The organism is Paenibacillus terricola, from assembly GCF_014779765.1.
In the GTDB taxonomy this organism is placed as follows: Bacteria; Bacillota; Bacilli; order Paenibacillales; family Paenibacillaceae; genus Paenibacillus_T; species Paenibacillus_T terricola.
The window spans coordinates 141,274-158,388 of sequence record NZ_JACXZA010000006.1; the positions used below are offsets into that span (position 1 = coordinate 141,274).

Below are 17,115 nucleotides of genomic sequence, written 5' to 3' on the forward strand. Positions count from 1 at the left end.
TTCTACATGAATGATTAAACCCTGACTTCCATATTGCTCAATTGAATGATTTTATTCACTTTCTTCATATCTTCATCTACCATCATCTCAATCAATTGTTTAAACCCTACATCTAGTTTCCATCCGAGTTTTTCTTTGGCTTTCGAGCAGTCACCAAGTAACAGATCCACTTCGGCTGGGCGCGTAAACTCCGGATCGATAACCACATAATCCTCGTAGTTTAATCCTACATGATTGAATGCCACCTCAAGCAGCTCCCGAACCGAATGCATCTCGCCAGTCGAGATTACATAATCGTCGGCCTCATCTTGCTGCAGCATCAGCCACATAGCCTTCACATAATCGCCCGCAAAGCCCCAGTCACGCAGAGAGTCTAAGTTGCCCATTCGAAGCTCGTTTTGCAGACCTAATTTAATTCTTGCTACGCCATCCGTTACTTTACGAGTAACAAATTCCAACCCACGACGAGGGGATTCATGGTTGAACAATATACCTGAGCAAGCAAACATATTGAAGCTTTCCCGGTAGTTTACAGTGATCCAATGTCCATAGACCTTAGCCACACCGTAAGGGCTACGCGGATAGAATGGTGTGGTCTCTTTCTGCGGAGTCTCTACGACTTTACCGAACATTTCACTGCTGGAAGCCTGATAGAATCTCACTGTCGGTTTGACGATCCTTACCGCTTCAAGCATATTCGTAACTGAAAGCGCGGTGATATGACCAGTTAGAAGCGGTTGCGGCCATGAAGCAGCAACGAAGGATTGAGCCGCCAAGTTATATACTTCATCAGGATTGGATGTTCGTACAGCTTCAATTAATGAAGCAAGATCTGTTAAATCCCCGGAGATCCATTTGATTCGATCCTTGATATGCTCTACATTCTCGTAATTGGGTGTACTTGTTCTTCTTCTTAACCCATACACTTCATAATTCTTCTCAAGCAAGAATTCTGCCAAGTACGATCCATCTTGTCCTGTAACACCCGTTATTAACGCTCGTTTTTTCATATGTATTCTCCCCGTTTTATATGGTAGTTAGAAATTCCTTCTGGAAAGATAAATAGGCTTCTTTAATTCCTTCTTCTAGTGGAATCTTTGCTTGCCAGCCAAGTCTGTTAATCCTCGATACATCGACCAGCTTCCTTGGCGTTCCATCCGCAATCGCGTGATTGAATCTAAGCTCGCCCTCGTAGCCAACAATACGTTTGATTAATTCAGCCAAATTCTTGATTGAGATATCTTCGCCTACCCCGACATTAATAATGTCGCTATCCTCATAGTGTTCCATCAAGAATAGACAAGCCTCCGCCAGGTCATCTGAGTGGAGAAATTCACGTCTTGGCTCACCTGTTCCCCATACCTCAACAAATTCTGCACCACTCTCTTTCGCCTCATGAAACTTCCGTATAAGTGCAGGCAGCACATGGGACGTCTTCAGATCAAAGTTATCATTCGGCCCATACATGTTCGTCGGCATAACAGATATGAATCTGGTTCCATACTGGCGGTTATAGGACTGACACATATTAATTCCGGCGATCTTAGCAATTGCGTATGGCTTATTCGTTGGTTCAAGATCACCTGTCAATAATGATTCCTCGTTAAGTGGCTGTGGAGCGAATTTGGGGTAAATACATGTAGACCCCAGAAACATTAATTTCTTTACTCCCGCACGATACGCGGAATCGATAACATTTGTTTGAATGAGGAGATTGTCCCGAATGAAATCAGCTGGGTAATCGTTATTTGCAACTATGCCGCCGACTTTAGCAGCAGCTAAGAATACATAATCAATAGCCTGCGCATTGAAGAAGCGTTGAACTTGATCGCGTTCTCTTAAATCCAATTCTGCACTAGTACGATAGATCAAATTTTTATATCCCATGTTCTCTAATGCTCTTAAAATGGCCGATCCGACTAAGCCTCTATGTCCTGCTACATAAATCCTCGAATCGTGCTCCATAGGACCACCTCAAATTCATTTTTTAGTACGCATCCTTCGAACCTGTCAAAACTTTTATTGTTTTGATCACAATTTTTAAATCAAATATAGTGCTTCTTCTTCTAATGTATTCCAAATCCAATTCAACCATTTGATCGAAGTTCAATTCATTTCTGCCGCTTACTTGCCATAACCCGGTGCAACCTGGCTTTACCTTGAGTCTGAGCTTATCGTAGCTCGTATATTGATTCACCTCACGCGGTAACGGCGGTCTTGGTCCTACTAGGGTCATGTCGCCTCGGATTACATTCCAAAGCTGCGGTAGCTCATCGATACTGGTTTTTCGTATAAACCTTCCTACCTTTGTAATCCTTGGATCTTCCTTCATCTTGAACATCGCACCGCTAATCTCATTCTGGCTAAGCAAACTATTTAACAATTCTTCCGCGTTGGAAACCATTGAACGGAATTTATACATTCGAAAAGTTGCTTCGTTCCTGCCAACTCGAACTTGATGAAAAAAAACAGGACCGCCAGGGTCCTCGATCTTGATTAATATAGCCACGACGATAAATAATGGCAGCAACAGAAGCAATCCAACAGTGGCTCCGATGATATCCATAGCTCGCTTGAGCATTAGATATCCGGTCATATCTCTTGTATGTTCCGGCGCTAGCGATGAATGAAATGCATTCGTTTCTAATGCGATCTCTGTTTCATTCCTTTGCGGAATAGCCATATCCATTCCTCCTTACCAGTCATTCAACTTTGCTACCTTCACACCCTCCAATATCTCTTCCAGAGCCGTCAGCAATGGTAATCGAAGTTCTTTCCTTTGTAGCGCAAAATCAAGGGTGGTCATAATATAGCCCAGCTTCTCGCCAACATCATAACGAACTCCTTCGAAATCATATGCATACACGCCTTCTAGCTCGTTTAATTTCTGAATGGCATCCGTCAGTTGTATCTCACCGCCGGCTCCAGTCTCTTGCAGCTCAAGAAAACCAAATACGGCTGGGGTCAACACATATCTTCCCATAATCGCAAGATTGGATGGTGCAGAACCTAGAGGTGGTTTCTCGACTAAATTTCGAACCTGCACGAGCTTAGCATCTTCCGTCTCCATAGGGTCCACGATTCCATATCTTTCTGTTTGATCAATTGCAACAGCTTGGACACCGATTACCGATTTTCCTACCTGTTCATATTGGTTGATCAATTGCCTCGTGCAAGGAATATCCGCCTGTACGATATCGTCGCCAAGGAGCACGGCAAATGGTTCATCTCCAATAAAATTCCGTGCACACCAGACCGCATGACCAAGCCCTTTGGCTTCTTTTTGTCTTATGTAGTGAATCTCTACCTTTGAACTCTTCCTCACTTCCTCCAAAAGCCCCAACTTACCCTTCTCGAGCAGATTGTGTTCCAATTCAAATGCAGAATCAAAATGATCCTCAATCGCCCGCTTGCCCTTGCCCGTTACGATAATAATGTCTTCGATTCCAGACGCAATCGCCTCCTCGACGATATATTGGATTGTCGGCTTGTCTACAATCGGAAGCATTTCTTTAGGCATGGCTTTAGTCGCTGGGAGAAATCTCGTTCCCAAACCTGCTGCTGGAATGATTGCCTTACGTACTTTTTTCATTATTCCCACACCCTATCATTTCTCTTTTTGAATAAAAAAACGAGTTAAATCGCTTTCCATGAAAGCGGTCTAACTCATGTTTCTATGTTTGTTTAATTGTTAACTAGGGCATCTAACCCAACCTCACATCACACCCCCGACGATGTACGTCTAAGGTCCATTGACCCACAGCGTGACCGAGTGCCTACAGTGATAAAGGTTCAGTAGACATTACCTAGAGCACATACTCACTCATTTGGCTCTATTCATTACTGCCGTAGTAATAATAGGTATGCCCGCTAGACTTGCTCCGTGAGTTATTGTTTAACACAACACCGAGAATCTTTGCCTGCACATGCTCGAGACTTGCCTTAGTCTTCTGCACAAGCCCTTTCTTCACTTTTCCTCCCAGTACAACCAGTACGACCCCATCACAATATGATGAAATTACAAGGCTATCTGTCACAGCTAGGACCGGTGGCGTGTCGAACAGTATAAGGTCGAACATCTCATGCAACTCATCCAATAGGGATAGCATTCGCTGTGACCCTAGAATCTCAGAAGGATTCGGTGGAATTGGACCAGATGTCAAGACAGACAAATTATCTACGTTAGTATCGCGTATCACATCAGGCAGCAATTGTTGGTTGAACAATATACTCGTGAGACCAACTCGGTTAGACATTTGAAACAGATGGTGTAGCGACGGCTTACGTAGATCACCATCAATTAGCAGTACTTTCTTACCTTCCTGTGCATAAGTGACAGCAAGGTTAGTAATCGTCGTCGTCTTACCTTCTCCAGACTTGGCTGATGCAACCATCAACACTTTAATGTGCTTATCTACCGCAGAATATTGGATATTCGTTCGCAGTGTACGGTATGCTTCTGAAATTGGAGACTTTGGGTTCACTATAGTCACAAGGTTATGTTCACTGTTTGGCTGTCGCATATACACCTTCACCTACTTTCTGTTGAACTCCGCGTGTCCTGCGAACCTTCAATTCAGACTTACTTATTCTCGAAATATAGGACAACATCGGGAGCTCGAGTGCCGAAACAATATCCTCTTCTGACTTAATCGTGTCGTCCAGATAATCAAGAAGGAACACCAGTCCAACAGCCAGCATTAGCGATACGATGAAAGCAAGAATAACCGCTTTAAACGGACTGCTATTAGTTGGAACTGCGAATGCATTTACTTCCGCTTCGGATAGAATCGTTACGTTATCCACTTTCATTATCTTTGGAATTTCTTGTTTAAAGACTATCGCTACTGCATTAACGATCTCGGCAGCGTGCCTGTAATTCGTATCAACCGCAACTATATTCATCACCTGTGAATCACTGGCACTTGATACCCCAAGCTTCGAAGCAATACCAACAGGTGTTTCGTTCAACTCTGGATGTGCACTTACAACCTTGTTCAATATAGCGGATGAATATATAATTTCCTTATATGAATTAATAAGCTTTATATTCGACTGTATATTGGAATAATCCATCATCTCTGTGCCGTTAACATTAAAGGATTGACTGACGATGAGCTTGGAGTTAGCTTGATAGACATCTTCCGTAAACATAAAGCTCTTTATTCCTACCAATGCACTGACAATCACAACAATCGAAGTAATAAGCAACAATCTTTTTCGAATGATTTGCATAATTTGTTTCAATTCCACAACCGAAACCTCCTAATTAGGCAATGATGATAGTTAATAATTACCAGAATAAAAGATGTCGCTTCGCCTTAATCGGCTCATCAATAACGATCTCTTCATTAGCCAGCAACCGTCGGCTGTTCTCTTTAAGTCGATTCATCCCCCCTCTTCCAATTACTCGCTCAGTAAGACGATACGCTTCACGAAGGGCAAACGCCCTAGTATGGCAATTGTGAGCATCGGATGATACAAAATGTATCATCTTACGCTTGAGTAAATGCACGGAAAGCTTCTGGATCCTCCGACTGAATTGTCCTGTGAGCGAATGGGCAGTTAATTGACATAATGCTCCCTGCCCTATCCATTGTTCAATAAGTTCGGGCGTTTCAACAACTTCCTTATTTCGCTCGGGATGTGCGATAATGGGGACCAGGCCTCGGATTGTTAGCTCAAAAAGTAGGTCTAGAAAATAGTTCGGAACATGATTATGCGGCAGCTCAAGCAATATATATTTACTATTGGCTAATGTGAGCAACTTATTTTGTTCCAATTCATTAACCAATCCCGCATTCACCCTTATCTCTTGGCCCGAATGAATTGTCACCTGAACCCCATGCTGACCAATGAAATCGTTCAATTCCTCTACGTGCTGGAGAACTACTTCTCGTGGCGACTCGAAGACTTCATTCCCATGATGAGGTGTCGCAATGATGTCCCGAATCCCCTGTTCGCTCGCTTGGAGCGCCATCTCGAGCGCCTCTTCTTTACTCTTTGCCCCATCATCCAGACCAGGCAAAATGTGAGTATGCATTTCGATCATATGCGTCACCTGACTGTGATCTTTTTGTGTTGCTGGTGTGTAACTTCATGATCAAAAATGTTTAAACAGCCGACTTTTTGTCTAAGATAATAACATCTTTGTCGATACAATCCGTATCTGTTATATCCCTAACTTTACGATACGAAATGTAACATGTCAAGCGTTTTTCATATGTACTTTCAAAAAAAATGCGACGTTTTGTTGCAAGCGCTGTATTTATTTCTAATCCGTATTAATATGAAATTATTGAGTGATAGGAGGGAAAGGATGGACATCGGAACGCGCATCGCACAACTGCGTGAGCAGCGTGGCTGGACGCAAGAACAGACCTCTCATTTATTAGGAATCTCACGTGCTGCTTTGTCGCATTATGAGAAAAATCGCCGTGAGCCTGATACGGAGACGCTTACGAAGTTCGCCGATCTGTTCAAAGTATCGATCGATTATCTTGTCGGTCGTACGAATCGTCAGGAAGTCGTTCTTGATTCGGAGGTTCGAGAATTCGTTCAAAGCGCCGACCAAGTTGAACTTTCTGAAGATGATATATTAGAGAAATTTGCACTTAGTCTTGATGGCATGAAGCTATCGCAAGAAGAAGCCAAGCGCTTCATTGCCTTTATCCGAGCGGAACGCTCATTACGCTAAAACTTCAGTACATTATAGTGTCATCCAGACAGCCTATCGTCTCTTGCGATGGGTTTTTTTCTACCTCTAACATATCCTCAGACAAAGAAAAAGCCCCGTCTCCGAGGCTTTCTCTCATCTACACCCTTCACCTAATAGAGCGCTGTTAACGCTGCTCTGCGACTCTCTCGAGTCTTACACGCAATTCCTCTGGCAGGCGTGTCGGTTCGATACCAAGCTGATCCAGAAGGGCTCTAACATCTAGCTGCACACGGTCAGACGCTGGGCTTTCTTCTCTTGGGGAATGGATTGGATTCATCTCTCCGACTCCTACTCTCTATTTTCTCTGTAAATCTTATGTTCTATGTTGTATGGTATATATATATGTAGTAAATATTTAGTGTAGTACTTGCTATGTACGAGACTTCTTCCACTTCTCTGGATCAATTCCTAATTGCTCCAAAATGACTCGGATATCGATCGGTTTACGATCATCCTTGTTCTCATCAGTATGTACTCTCTCAAGCATTAACAGCACAGCGCCTCGCTCCTTTGCTAACAACAAACTACTTTTTGAAATACGATAGTCCTATTATATAAGGCGCAATTTACAAAAGCTGTCGAAGCTTTGTCCGACGTAACCGCTTTCTATAACTTATTTTGTCGAATGGTAAGACTTTAACAAATATTTATATAATATTCCATAACATCCACGTTAAAGACAATCAACATATCTTATTCCTAATGTTCATCCACTTGCTTCCTACTAGATCTTTCATTGGCTTCAACCTGTAATTGTTACAAATTCATACAGCGATTAAATGCTTCGAACCATAATCATGCGACCTCCCAGTAAATAATAAGTACTTGATACTATATGTAACAATTATACACAGATTGATACAATTTGTAACTACAAGAACGTAAATTTCCCCTTCTATTATATATGCTTCCAAAGACATGACAAAGGGCCCGCTGAATCTCTTCAGCAGGCCCTTCTCACTATCTTCCTATATTACACCCGTGCCAATTCGCGCTTATTAGCCTCGAACGCTTCCAGAAGCGCTGCGTCGCCCTCGTAGCCGTTGTCCTCGGCCTTGCGGATCTGATCCAGCATCTTCTTGTAGTCCTTCGGAATAACCTTCACGAACTTCTTCAGGCTCGCTTCCCAGTCGCCCAGGACGCGCTTGCCTGGCGCGCTGCCCGTTAGTTCGACGTGGCGTTCGATCATGCCGCGCAGCTCTGCCTCGTCGCGTGCTTCCTCTACGCGCTCCAGGAGCACCATCTCGAGGTTGCAGTTGCGGTAGAAGTCGCCAGCCTCATCCAGCACGTATGCGATACCGCCGGACATGCCAGCCGCGAAGTTGCGGCCTGTGCCGCCCAGGACGACGACGCGTCCGCCGGTCATGTATTCGCAGCCGTGGTCGCCTACGCCCTCTACGACGACGTTAACGCCCGAGTTACGTACAGCGAAGCGCTCGCCCGCGATACCGCGTACATAAGCCTCGCCGCTCGTTGCGCCGTAGAATGCCGTGTTGCCGATGATGACGTTGTTCTCTGCTTCGAACGTTGCTTTCGGTGAAGGAGCAACGATGATTTTGCCGCCGCATTGACCTTTGCCGACATAGTCGTTCGAATCGCCTTCGATCGAGAGCGTGATACCGTTCGGAATGAATGCACCGAAGCTTTGACCCGCCGTACCAACGAAGTGGAAGTTAATCGTATCCTCCGGCAAGCCCTTCGCGCCGTAACGCGTCGTCACTTCGCTGCCCAGAATCGTACCCACTACGCGGTTCGTATTCAGGATTGGGAAAGTGCCGCGCACTTTCTCACCGCTCTCAAGCGCCGCAGCAGCAGCCGGGATGAGCTTCGTCACGTCAAGCGACAACTCGAGCCCGTGGTTCTGTTCCTGCACGTTGTGGCGCGCTGCGCCTTCCGGCACTTCGAATTGATGCAGAAGCGGCGTCAGGTCCAATTGGGACGCTTTGCTGCTCTCTACAAGCTCCTTCGTCTCGAGCAGGTCGACGCGGCCGATCATTTCGTTCAGCGTACGGAAGCCGAGCTCTGCCATGATCTCACGAAGCTCTTCTGCGATGAAGCGCAGGTAGTTCACGACATGGCTTGGATCGCCCATGAATTTCTTGCGAAGCTCAGGGTTCTGCGTAGCCACGCCAACCGGACACGTATCGAGCTGGCAGACGCGCATCATGACGCAGCCAAGCACGATCAACGGAGCCGTTGCGAAGCCATATTCCTCAGCGCCGAGCAATGCTGCGATTGCGACGTCGCGGCCGTTCATCATTTTGCCGTCCGTCTCGATAACGACACGGTCGCGCAGGTTGTTCAGCATGAGCGTCTGGTGCGTCTCAGCAAGACCAAGCTCCCACGGGAGACCCGCATGCTTGAGCGAGTTGATCGGCGATGCGCCCGTACCGCCATCGTAGCCGCTGACCATAATGACGTCAGCACGGCCTTTGGCAACGCCAGCTGCGATCGTGCCAACGCCAACCTCGGATACGAGCTTAACGTTGATGCGTGCGCGTGGGTTCGCATTTTTCAAATCGTGAATCAGCTCTGCCAAGTCCTCAATCGAATAGATATCGTGGTGAGGAGGAGGCGAGATCAGACCTACACCCGGCGTTGAACCCCGCGCGTTAGCGATCCATGGGTAAACCTTCAGGCCTGGCAGCTGACCGCCTTCGCCTGGCTTAGCGCCTTGCGCCATCTTGATCTGGATCTCATCCGCATTCACAAGGTAGTTGCTCGTTACGCCGAAACGGCCCGATGCAACCTGCTTGATCGCGCTGCGACGGGAATCGCCGTTCGCATCCGGAATGAAGCGATCCGGATTCTCGCCGCCCTCGCCCGTATTCGATTTGCCGCCGAGACGGTTCATCGCGATTGCAAGGCTCTCGTGCGCTTCTTGGCTGATGGAGCCGTAAGACATTGCACCCGATTTGAAGCGTTTCACGATCGATTCAACCGACTCGACTTCTTCCAATGCCACTGGCGTGCGACCCTGCTTGAACGTAAGCAGCGAACGCAGCGTCATATGCTTGCGATTCTCGCCTTGCACGAGTGAAGAGAACTTCTTGTACAGCTTGTAGTCGTTCGAACGCGACGCCATCTGCAGCGTGTGAATCGTCTGCGGGCTGAACAGGTGGTCCTCGCCGTCTTTACGCCATTGGTAGTCACCGCCGGAGTCGAGTTCACGCTCCGCTCCCTCTTGCTCTGCAAAGGCGCGGTTATGATGCTTGAGCGTTTCCTCGGCAACCGTATCGAGACCGATGCCGCCGATGCGGGATTCCGTCCAAGTGAAATATTGATCGATCAGTTCTTTCTTCAAGCCGACTGCTTCGAAGATTTGAGCGCCGCGGTACGATTGGATCGTCGAGATCCCCATCTTCGACAGGACCTTAACAACGCCTTTCGTTGCCGCTTTGATATAGTTCTTAACTGCCTTCTCATGCTTGATGCCACGCAGCATACCTTCATTGATCATGTCGTCGAGCGTCTCGAACACGAGATACGGGTTAACTGCGCTCACGCCGTAGCCGAGCAGCAGTGCGTAGTGATGCACTTCCCGCGGCTCGCCGGATTCCAGCAGGATGCTAGCTCGCGTACGTGTACCTTGGCGGATCAGATGGTGATGCAGCGCAGATACAGCCAGCAGAGCTGGAATTGCTGCGTTGTCACGGTCGATGCCGCGGTCGGACAGAATGAGAATGTTATGACCTTTGGCAATGACACGGTCTGCTGCTTCACACATGAGCTGAATCGCTTCGCGCAGACCTTCCTCGCCCTTCGCTGCTTCGAAGAAGATCGGCAGCGTAATCGCCTTGAAGCCTGGACGGCGTACATGGCGCAGCTTCGCGAACTCTTCGTTGCTTAAGATAGGCGTATCGAGCGTAATGTGACGTGCGCTTTCTGGCTCTGGGTTGAGCAGGTTGCGCTCCGTACCGATCGTCGTCACCGTCGACGTTACGAGCTCCTCGCGGATCGCATCGATCGGCGGGTTCGTTACTTGCGCGAACAACTGCTTGAAGTAGTTGTACAGACGCTGCGGACGTTCAGACAGAACAGCCAGCGGAGCGTCGTAACCCATAGAAGCAAGCGGTTCTTGACCCGATGCTGCCATCGGCTCGATAACTTTGCGAATATCTTCGAACGTGAAGCCGAACGCCTGTTGGCGCTGCTGCACGGTATCATGATCCGGTTCAGGCACTTCTGGCGCTTCTGGCAGATCTTCAAGCGTTACCAGATGCTCGTCGAGCCATTCCCGGTAAGGATTCTCTTGCGCGATCTTCAGCTTAACCTCTTCATCTGACAGGATCTGTCCAGCTTCTGTATCAACGAGAAGCATGCGTCCTGGACGGAGACGGTCTTTGTACAAAATATCTTCAGCCGGAATCTCAACCGTACCTGCTTCCGAACCAAGGATGATATGGTCGTCCTTCGTTACATAGTAACGCGCTGGACGCAGACCGTTGCGGTCGAGCGTTGCGCCGATCATTCGGCCATCCGTGAACGCCATTGCCGCCGGTCCGTCCCACGGCTCCATGAGGCAAGCATGGTATTCATAGAATGCTTTCTTCTCGTCGCTCATCGTCTCATGGTTCGCCCATGGCTCTGGCACCATCATCATCATTGCGTGCGGCAGCGAGCGGCCGGACAGATACATGAACTCGAGTACGTTATCGAACATCGCTGTATCCGAACCGTCAGGGCTGATGATTGGCTTCACTTTCGCCAGATCCTCGCCGAACAATTCCGTCTCGAACAGCGATTGGCGTGCATGCATCCAGTTGATGTTGCCGCGCAGCGTGTTGATCTCGCCATTGTGGATCAAATAATGGAACGGATGCGCGCGCTCCCAGCTTGGGAATGTGTTCGTACTAAAGCGCGAGTGCACGAGTGCGATTGCCGTTACAACATCCTCGTTGTTCAGCTCCTGGTAGAAGGAACGTACCTGTTCCGTCGTGAGCATCCCTTTATAAACGATCTTCTTCGTCGACAAGCTGGAGAAGTAGAAACGGTCTGCACCCTCTCCGCCGCCGAAACGGATCGCAAGTTCAGCACGTTTGCGAATGACATACAGCTTGCGCTCGAATGCCAACGTGTCCTTGAGTGCCGCATTGCGACCAATGAATACTTGCCGGACAAAAGGTTTCACCTTCAATGCCGATGCGCCCAGCTTGCTGTCGTTCGTTGGTACCGTACGCCAACCGATCAACTGCTGACCTTCTTCAGCGATAATCGCTTCCAGCTTGCGCTCCTGTTCGTTGCGCAGCTCATCTTCCAATGGGAGGAACAGCATGCCTACCGCGTATTGTTCTTCAGCCGGCAGCTCGATCTCCTGCTGTTTCATCTCTGCCTTGAAGAACTCGTGCGGAATCTGCAGCATAATGCCTGCGCCGTCACCTGTATTCGGTTCACTGCCTTGACCGCCGCGGTGCTCCATGTTCTCAAGCAGCGTCAGTGCCTGGCGGATTATCTTATGTGATTTCCGTCCTTTGATGTTCGCCACGAAACCCATACCGCAAGCATCTTTCTCATACTGCGGATTATAGAGACCCTGCTTCGGAGGCAAGCCAAAAATATTCTCGCTCATTGCAATCAACCTTTCTATATCGAAAATTTTTTGGTCTACCAGTCGGCGAGTACGAACGCGACGATTGTCACTTCATTTCCGTTATCATTTATCATAGAATGGAAATTAGGCGCCGAGGTGAAACGACTGCTGCTATCCTCTCAACAGAGCAGTGCATTTCATACCGGAGAAATCCAAAACCCAATATTAGGAATAAGCTGGCAACTTAAAATTCCTTGGATTTTGAAAAATTCGTCTTACATTCACGTAATCTGTGCTCACCCGTTATCAGACGTTTTATTTAATAATCTTATCATTGTAGCAAATTCCGCGCAATTTAAAATTTTTTTAGGCCTCATAAACGTTTCTTTGCGCTAAATCCGAACATTTAATAGATTTATAGATTTTATGTACGGGTTTTAGTGTTTAAATATTTTAACTTTAGACGGGGAAGTGAAAAGAATTGGTCAAAAAGTTCATGGAAATTTCGCGCGTCACAACAGCATCCGCTTTAGCCGCTGCTCTCATCTTCGGCGGCACATCTTTGCCTCATTCTAGTAATATAGTTGAAGCTCAGACAGTTACCACCAGTTCTGCCGTTTCCGCGCAGGCCGTTGACGACTATCATATCGTCGCCGTCGGCGATTCGTTGACCGTTGGATACATTAACGGAATGGAGAAGGAAGCGAATCCTGTCCCATACGGTTATGTTGAACGGGTGTACGAACAAGCATTGTTCCACGGCCTTCGTGCTTCAGTGTCCCACTATGGCATCCTTGGCCTGACAACGGAAGGACTGCAGCATTATATTGAAGCAGCCGAGAAAGGCGAAGCTGTTAAGGCGGTTGACTTGCCATTCGGAACGTCCAAGGATCCTCGCATTGATCAACTTGCTGCAGCGACGCCACAGCTGTTCGCTGATCTGGAAGCGGCTGATCTCGTGACGATTACGACCGGCTCGAACGATTTTCTAACCGTATTCGATAAACTGAAGGATGGCACAGGCGCGGCGGCAGTTGCCGAGATGCTTCCTATCTTCGAGCAGCAGCTTGAAGCTTCATTGCGTGCAGTCATCGGTATTAATCCTAAAGCCGAAATCGTCGTGTCTGACCTGTATAACCCTGCACCACACAACAAACTGCTCATTAGCGAGGAAGCTTATCAAGCGCTTGCTCAAGCAAGTCAAGACGTACGCTCCCGCATTGAGAATGTCGCCAAGAAATTGACGGATGAAGGCTTCAACGTACGCGTCGCTCATGTTGGCGATCCATTCCTCGGCCATGAGCTCGAATATACGACGGTAGCCAAAGGCGATTTCCATCCGAACGCGAAAGGCTACACATCGATGGGCAAATCGTTTAGTCAAGCCATCTGGGGCGACTATCGCGAAGTTGCGCCGCGTGCGGCCGATGTGCCAATATCCGTTGTCGTAGCTGGCAAAGAACTGCAAACGGCAAACAAGCCTGTGTTGAAAAATAACAAGACGTACGTTCCAATGCGCGACATTACCGACGCGATGGGCGCCCTGCTCAAATGGGACGGCAAGACGCAGACAGCAACCGTTACGTTTGGTGACCGTGTCGTTGCCATCACGATCGGCGCTAAGACGATGGTCATCAACGGCACAACGGTTGCGCTCGACACGCCAGCCTACCTGCAGAAAGTTGGCAAGGAGACGAAGACGTACCTCCCGCTTGCTGCGTTGTCTGATGGACTCGGTTTCCAAGTCATTTATCGCGGTACCCTTAAGACGGCCTTCATTAATAAGTGATTAGTCATGTAGCTCATTCTTATTCAAAATATGTCATAAAAGCTTGGCGTGTGCCTACGCAGGTTCCGATACGGAACTGGCGGCGGTGCGTGCCAAGCTTTATTTATATCGGATGCATATTGCCTGCTGGCTCTGCGTTGCGGAGCGTAGACCAACTGTATTTCTGCACCTTATTGCGCTCGATAATGACTTGCCATTTCGGTACTCTCAGTGCCACGTAGGTGTAGTCTTGCACCTACGCTCATCATTTCGACGCTCTCTGCTCTACATAGGTGCAGTATTGCACCTACGTTCACCATTTCGACGATCTCGGCTCTACGTAGGTGCAGTCTTGCACCTACGCTCATCATTTCGACGCTCTCGGCTCCACGTAGGTGCAGTTTTGCACCTACGTTCACCATTTCGACGCTCTCAGCTCTACGTAGGTGCAGTCTAGCACCTACGCTCATCATTTCGACGCTCTCGGCTCTACGTAGGTGCAGTTTTGCACCTACGCTCATCATTTCGACGCTCTCGGCTCTACATAGGTGCAGTATTGCACCTACGTTCATCATTTCGGCGCTCTCGGCTCCACGTAGGTGCAGTTTTGCACCTACGTTCACCATTTCGACGCTCTCAGCTCTACGTAGGTGCAGTCTAGCACCTACGCTCATCATTTCGACGCTCTCGGCTCTACGTAGGTGCAGTTTTGCACCTACGCTCATCATTTCGACGCTCTCGGCTCTACATAGGTGCAGTATTGCACCTACGTTCATCATTTCGGCGCTCTCTGCTCTACGTAGGTGCAGTTTTGCACCTACGCATCCAATCCAGCGGATTTCATTATCAAATGTTTACGTGTGCCGAAACGACAAAAACGCCAGGTGCGACGTGAAGTGCACCTAGCGTTTTGTACAATATATTAGTTATGCTGTAACCGGTGTTGGCTGCGATTTGCCTTCTCCGCCGTTCTTGCGCGATTGCTGCTTGTGTTTGAGCATGAAGTAACCAAGCGTCAATGCCGCGAAGACAGCGCCGTAGATGGCGAGCGTCCCCATGCTGCTGCGAACGAGCGCGAAGTCGCCGCTGGAGATCGCTGCCTTGAAGCCTGCTACTGCATACGTCATTGGCATCCATTCGCCAACCGTCTGGAGCCAAGCAGGTACAAGCTCTTTAGGATACGTACCCGAGCTGCTCGTCAGCTGCAGAATCAAGATAATAATCGAGATGAAACGGCCTGGCTGATCCAGCAGTGTAACGAAGAACTGGATAATCATCATGAAGGACAAGCTCGTTACAAGGCTAAGTCCAATGAACCAACCCACGCTTTGTACCTCAAGTCCGATCGCATACAGCAGAATCACATCGGCGAGCAAGGTCTGAACAATGCCGACGAGAATGAACAACAGCGCCTTACTCGTAAACCAGCTGCCGCCGTTACGCGGGCGTCCTGCGCTGTCGCGCATTGGCAGTACAATCGTCGACAGCAGTGCGCCAACGAACAGGCCTAGACCCAAGCTATATGGAGCAAAACCAGTTCCGTAGTTCGGTACCGATGTCAGCTTCTTCTCGCTCACTTCAACCGGACCTGCGAACATATCGGCTTTCTTCTCGTTGCTGCTGCCGTCAGTCGACAGCTGCTCCGATGTCGAGCTCGATGCCTCGCCGAGCTTATCCGCGAGCTCTGCCGATCCGTCGGCGAGCTTGCCGACGCCGTCCGTCAATGCAGCCGAGCCATCGGCGAGCTGCCCCGAGCCGCTCGCGAGCTCAGCGGCGCCAGCACCTGCCGCGGCTGCGCCAGCGGCGGCCTGCTTGGCGCCCGACGCGAGCTGCGCGGCTCCGCCGGCAAGCTTCGCGCCGCCGTTCGCTGCGCCTTCGAGCTTCGCGTCGAAGGCGGTCAACCCCTGCAGCAGGGTCGAATTCCCCTGCTGCAGCTCGCTCGCGCCAGCGGCCAATTGGCCGCCGCTGGTCGCGAGCCCGTCTGCGCCGGCGGCCACAGCTTTGGCCGCGGCGATCAACTGCTGCAGCGCCTCCTGCTGCGCCGCTGCAGCATCGCCGCCTTCGGCGGCTCCGCCAGCGGCAGCTGCGGATGCGAAGGCATCCAGCTGCGCCGCCAGCTGCGCGGCGCCCGAGGCGAGCTTCGTCTCCGCCTCATGCGCCGCTTTCGCTCCCGATGCCAGCTTCGCGCCGGCATCGGCCGCTTTCCCTGCGCCGGCCGTTAATTGGCCGGACGCCTCATGCAGCTTGCCGAGCCCGCTTCCCAGCTCGGCCGCGCTCTTGCTGAGCGACGCCGCGCCGCTTGCGACCTGCGCTGCGCCGTCGCTTACTTTTTTTACGCCGGACTGAAGCCCCAGCGTGCCATCCGCAAGCTTCTCCAGATTGCGCTGCAAAGTCGCCGCGCCATCCTTCGCTTCCGTTGCGCCGCTCGATAGCTTGCCAGCGCCATCGCTTGCATCCGCGAAGCCGTCGGCAACCTTGCCGAACTGCTCCAGCATCGTCTCTGCGTACGACTTCGTCACTTCCTTAGACAATGACGATTTCAGCTCTGTAATCGCCGCGTTGCCGATCTTCGATGCGGTGAAGCTGAGACTTTCATTCGTCACGTAGGTGAGCTTCGAAGGCGTCGGCTCAGCATCCATAAGCGTCGTCGCTTCCTTCGAGAAGTCGCTAGGAATTTCGAGCGCGAGGTAATAACGGCCGTCTTTTACGCCAGCCTCCGCCTCGTCCTTATCGACAAAAGCCCACTTGAACTTATCGTTGTCCTTCAGGTTATCGACGAGTTCACTGCCAAGAGCCAACTGTTTCCCATTAAGCTCCGCCCCTACGTCCTCATTTACAACCGCGACCGGCAGCTCATTCGTCCGTCCATACGGATCCCAGAACGCCCCGACGAGCATCCCGCTGTACATAATCGGAATGAACAAAATACCAATGACAGATATAAGTACCTTCTTGTTTCTTACAATATCGAGCAACTCCTGCCCGAATAAGCGCATGCCCTGCATAGAGGCGTCCTCCTTTATTAGCTTCGGTCAGAACATTCTGACCGTTTTGCTCATTTGGTCATTTTATTGGTGAAAAATAGAGCGGTTATCCGCT

At 49.4% G+C, this 17,115-nt stretch carries 13 protein-coding genes; 2 read left to right on the top strand and 11 right to left on the bottom strand.

Features of this window, described 5'->3' with window-relative positions; translation table 11 throughout:
* Positions 1 to 14: 14 nt before the first annotated feature.
* The 7 genes from gmd to H8B09_RS22445 form a co-directional block, all read right to left on the bottom strand.
* On the bottom strand, positions 15 to 1,010 hold the full coding sequence (gene gmd / locus H8B09_RS22415; RefSeq protein WP_191205818.1) for a GDP-mannose 4,6-dehydratase: 996 nt from the start codon (positions 1,008 to 1,010) through the stop codon (positions 15 to 17).
* Between the two features lie 16 nt (positions 1,011 to 1,026).
* Positions 1,027 to 1,965 (bottom strand): GDP-L-fucose synthase family protein, encoded by a 939-nt coding sequence (locus tag H8B09_RS22420; RefSeq protein ID WP_191205819.1) that lies wholly within the window; start codon positions 1,963 to 1,965, stop codon positions 1,027 to 1,029.
* A gap of 22 nt (positions 1,966 to 1,987) precedes the next feature.
* The gene (locus tag H8B09_RS22425; protein WP_191205820.1) at positions 1,988 to 2,683 is read right to left on the bottom strand and encodes a sugar transferase; all 696 of its coding nucleotides are present in this window, start codon (positions 2,681 to 2,683) and stop codon (positions 1,988 to 1,990) included.
* A gap of 12 nt (positions 2,684 to 2,695) precedes the next feature.
* Positions 2,696 to 3,592: a UTP--glucose-1-phosphate uridylyltransferase GalU gene (gene galU / locus H8B09_RS22430; protein WP_191206084.1), complete on the bottom strand. Its 897-nt coding sequence runs from the start codon at positions 3,590 to 3,592 to the stop codon at positions 2,696 to 2,698.
* A 241-nt stretch (positions 3,593 to 3,833) separates the two neighbouring features.
* On the bottom strand, positions 3,834 to 4,523 hold the full coding sequence (locus H8B09_RS22435; protein ID WP_191205821.1) for a CpsD/CapB family tyrosine-protein kinase: 690 nt from the start codon (positions 4,521 to 4,523) through the stop codon (positions 3,834 to 3,836).
* Complete coding sequence (locus tag H8B09_RS22440) at positions 4,504 to 5,253, bottom strand: YveK family protein (protein ID WP_191205822.1); 750 nt, start codon at positions 5,251 to 5,253, stop codon at positions 4,504 to 4,506. Before H8B09_RS22440 ends, H8B09_RS22435 begins: the two co-directional genes overlap by 20 nt.
* A 40-nt stretch (positions 5,254 to 5,293) precedes the next feature.
* Positions 5,294 to 6,052, bottom strand: a complete 759-nt coding sequence (locus H8B09_RS22445) for a tyrosine-protein phosphatase (protein WP_191205823.1) — start codon at positions 6,050 to 6,052, stop codon at positions 5,294 to 5,296.
* 267 nt (positions 6,053 to 6,319) lie between these two features.
* Between H8B09_RS22445 and H8B09_RS22450 the strand changes: the two genes are divergently transcribed.
* On the top strand, positions 6,320 to 6,697 hold the full coding sequence (locus H8B09_RS22450) for a helix-turn-helix domain-containing protein (RefSeq protein ID WP_191205824.1): 378 nt from the start codon (positions 6,320 to 6,322) through the stop codon (positions 6,695 to 6,697).
* A gap of 145 nt (positions 6,698 to 6,842) precedes the next feature.
* On the opposite strand, the gene H8B09_RS22455 is transcribed toward H8B09_RS22450, so the two are convergent.
* The 3 genes from H8B09_RS22455 to gltB form a co-directional block, all read right to left on the bottom strand.
* Positions 6,843 to 6,995 (bottom strand): hypothetical protein, encoded by a 153-nt coding sequence (locus H8B09_RS22455; protein WP_191205825.1) that lies wholly within the window; start codon positions 6,993 to 6,995, stop codon positions 6,843 to 6,845.
* A gap of 93 nt (positions 6,996 to 7,088) precedes the next feature.
* Positions 7,089 to 7,214 (bottom strand): hypothetical protein, encoded by a 126-nt coding sequence (locus H8B09_RS30910; protein WP_263576148.1) that lies wholly within the window; start codon positions 7,212 to 7,214, stop codon positions 7,089 to 7,091.
* Positions 7,215 to 7,691: 477 nt separating this feature from the next.
* Positions 7,692 to 12,287: a glutamate synthase large subunit gene (gltB, locus tag H8B09_RS22460; RefSeq protein WP_191205826.1), complete on the bottom strand. Its 4,596-nt coding sequence runs from the start codon at positions 12,285 to 12,287 to the stop codon at positions 7,692 to 7,694.
* Between the two features lie 442 nt (positions 12,288 to 12,729).
* Here gltB and H8B09_RS22465 point away from each other — a divergent pair, with 442 nt between their 5' ends.
* On the top strand, positions 12,730 to 14,037 hold the full coding sequence (locus H8B09_RS22465; protein ID WP_224753893.1) for a stalk domain-containing protein: 1,308 nt from the start codon (positions 12,730 to 12,732) through the stop codon (positions 14,035 to 14,037).
* Between the two features lie 905 nt (positions 14,038 to 14,942).
* On the opposite strand, the gene H8B09_RS22470 is transcribed toward H8B09_RS22465, so the two are convergent.
* Positions 14,943 to 17,021 (bottom strand): YhgE/Pip domain-containing protein, encoded by a 2,079-nt coding sequence (locus tag H8B09_RS22470; RefSeq protein WP_191205828.1) that lies wholly within the window; start codon positions 17,019 to 17,021, stop codon positions 14,943 to 14,945.
* Between the last annotated feature and the right edge of the window lie 94 nt (positions 17,022 to 17,115).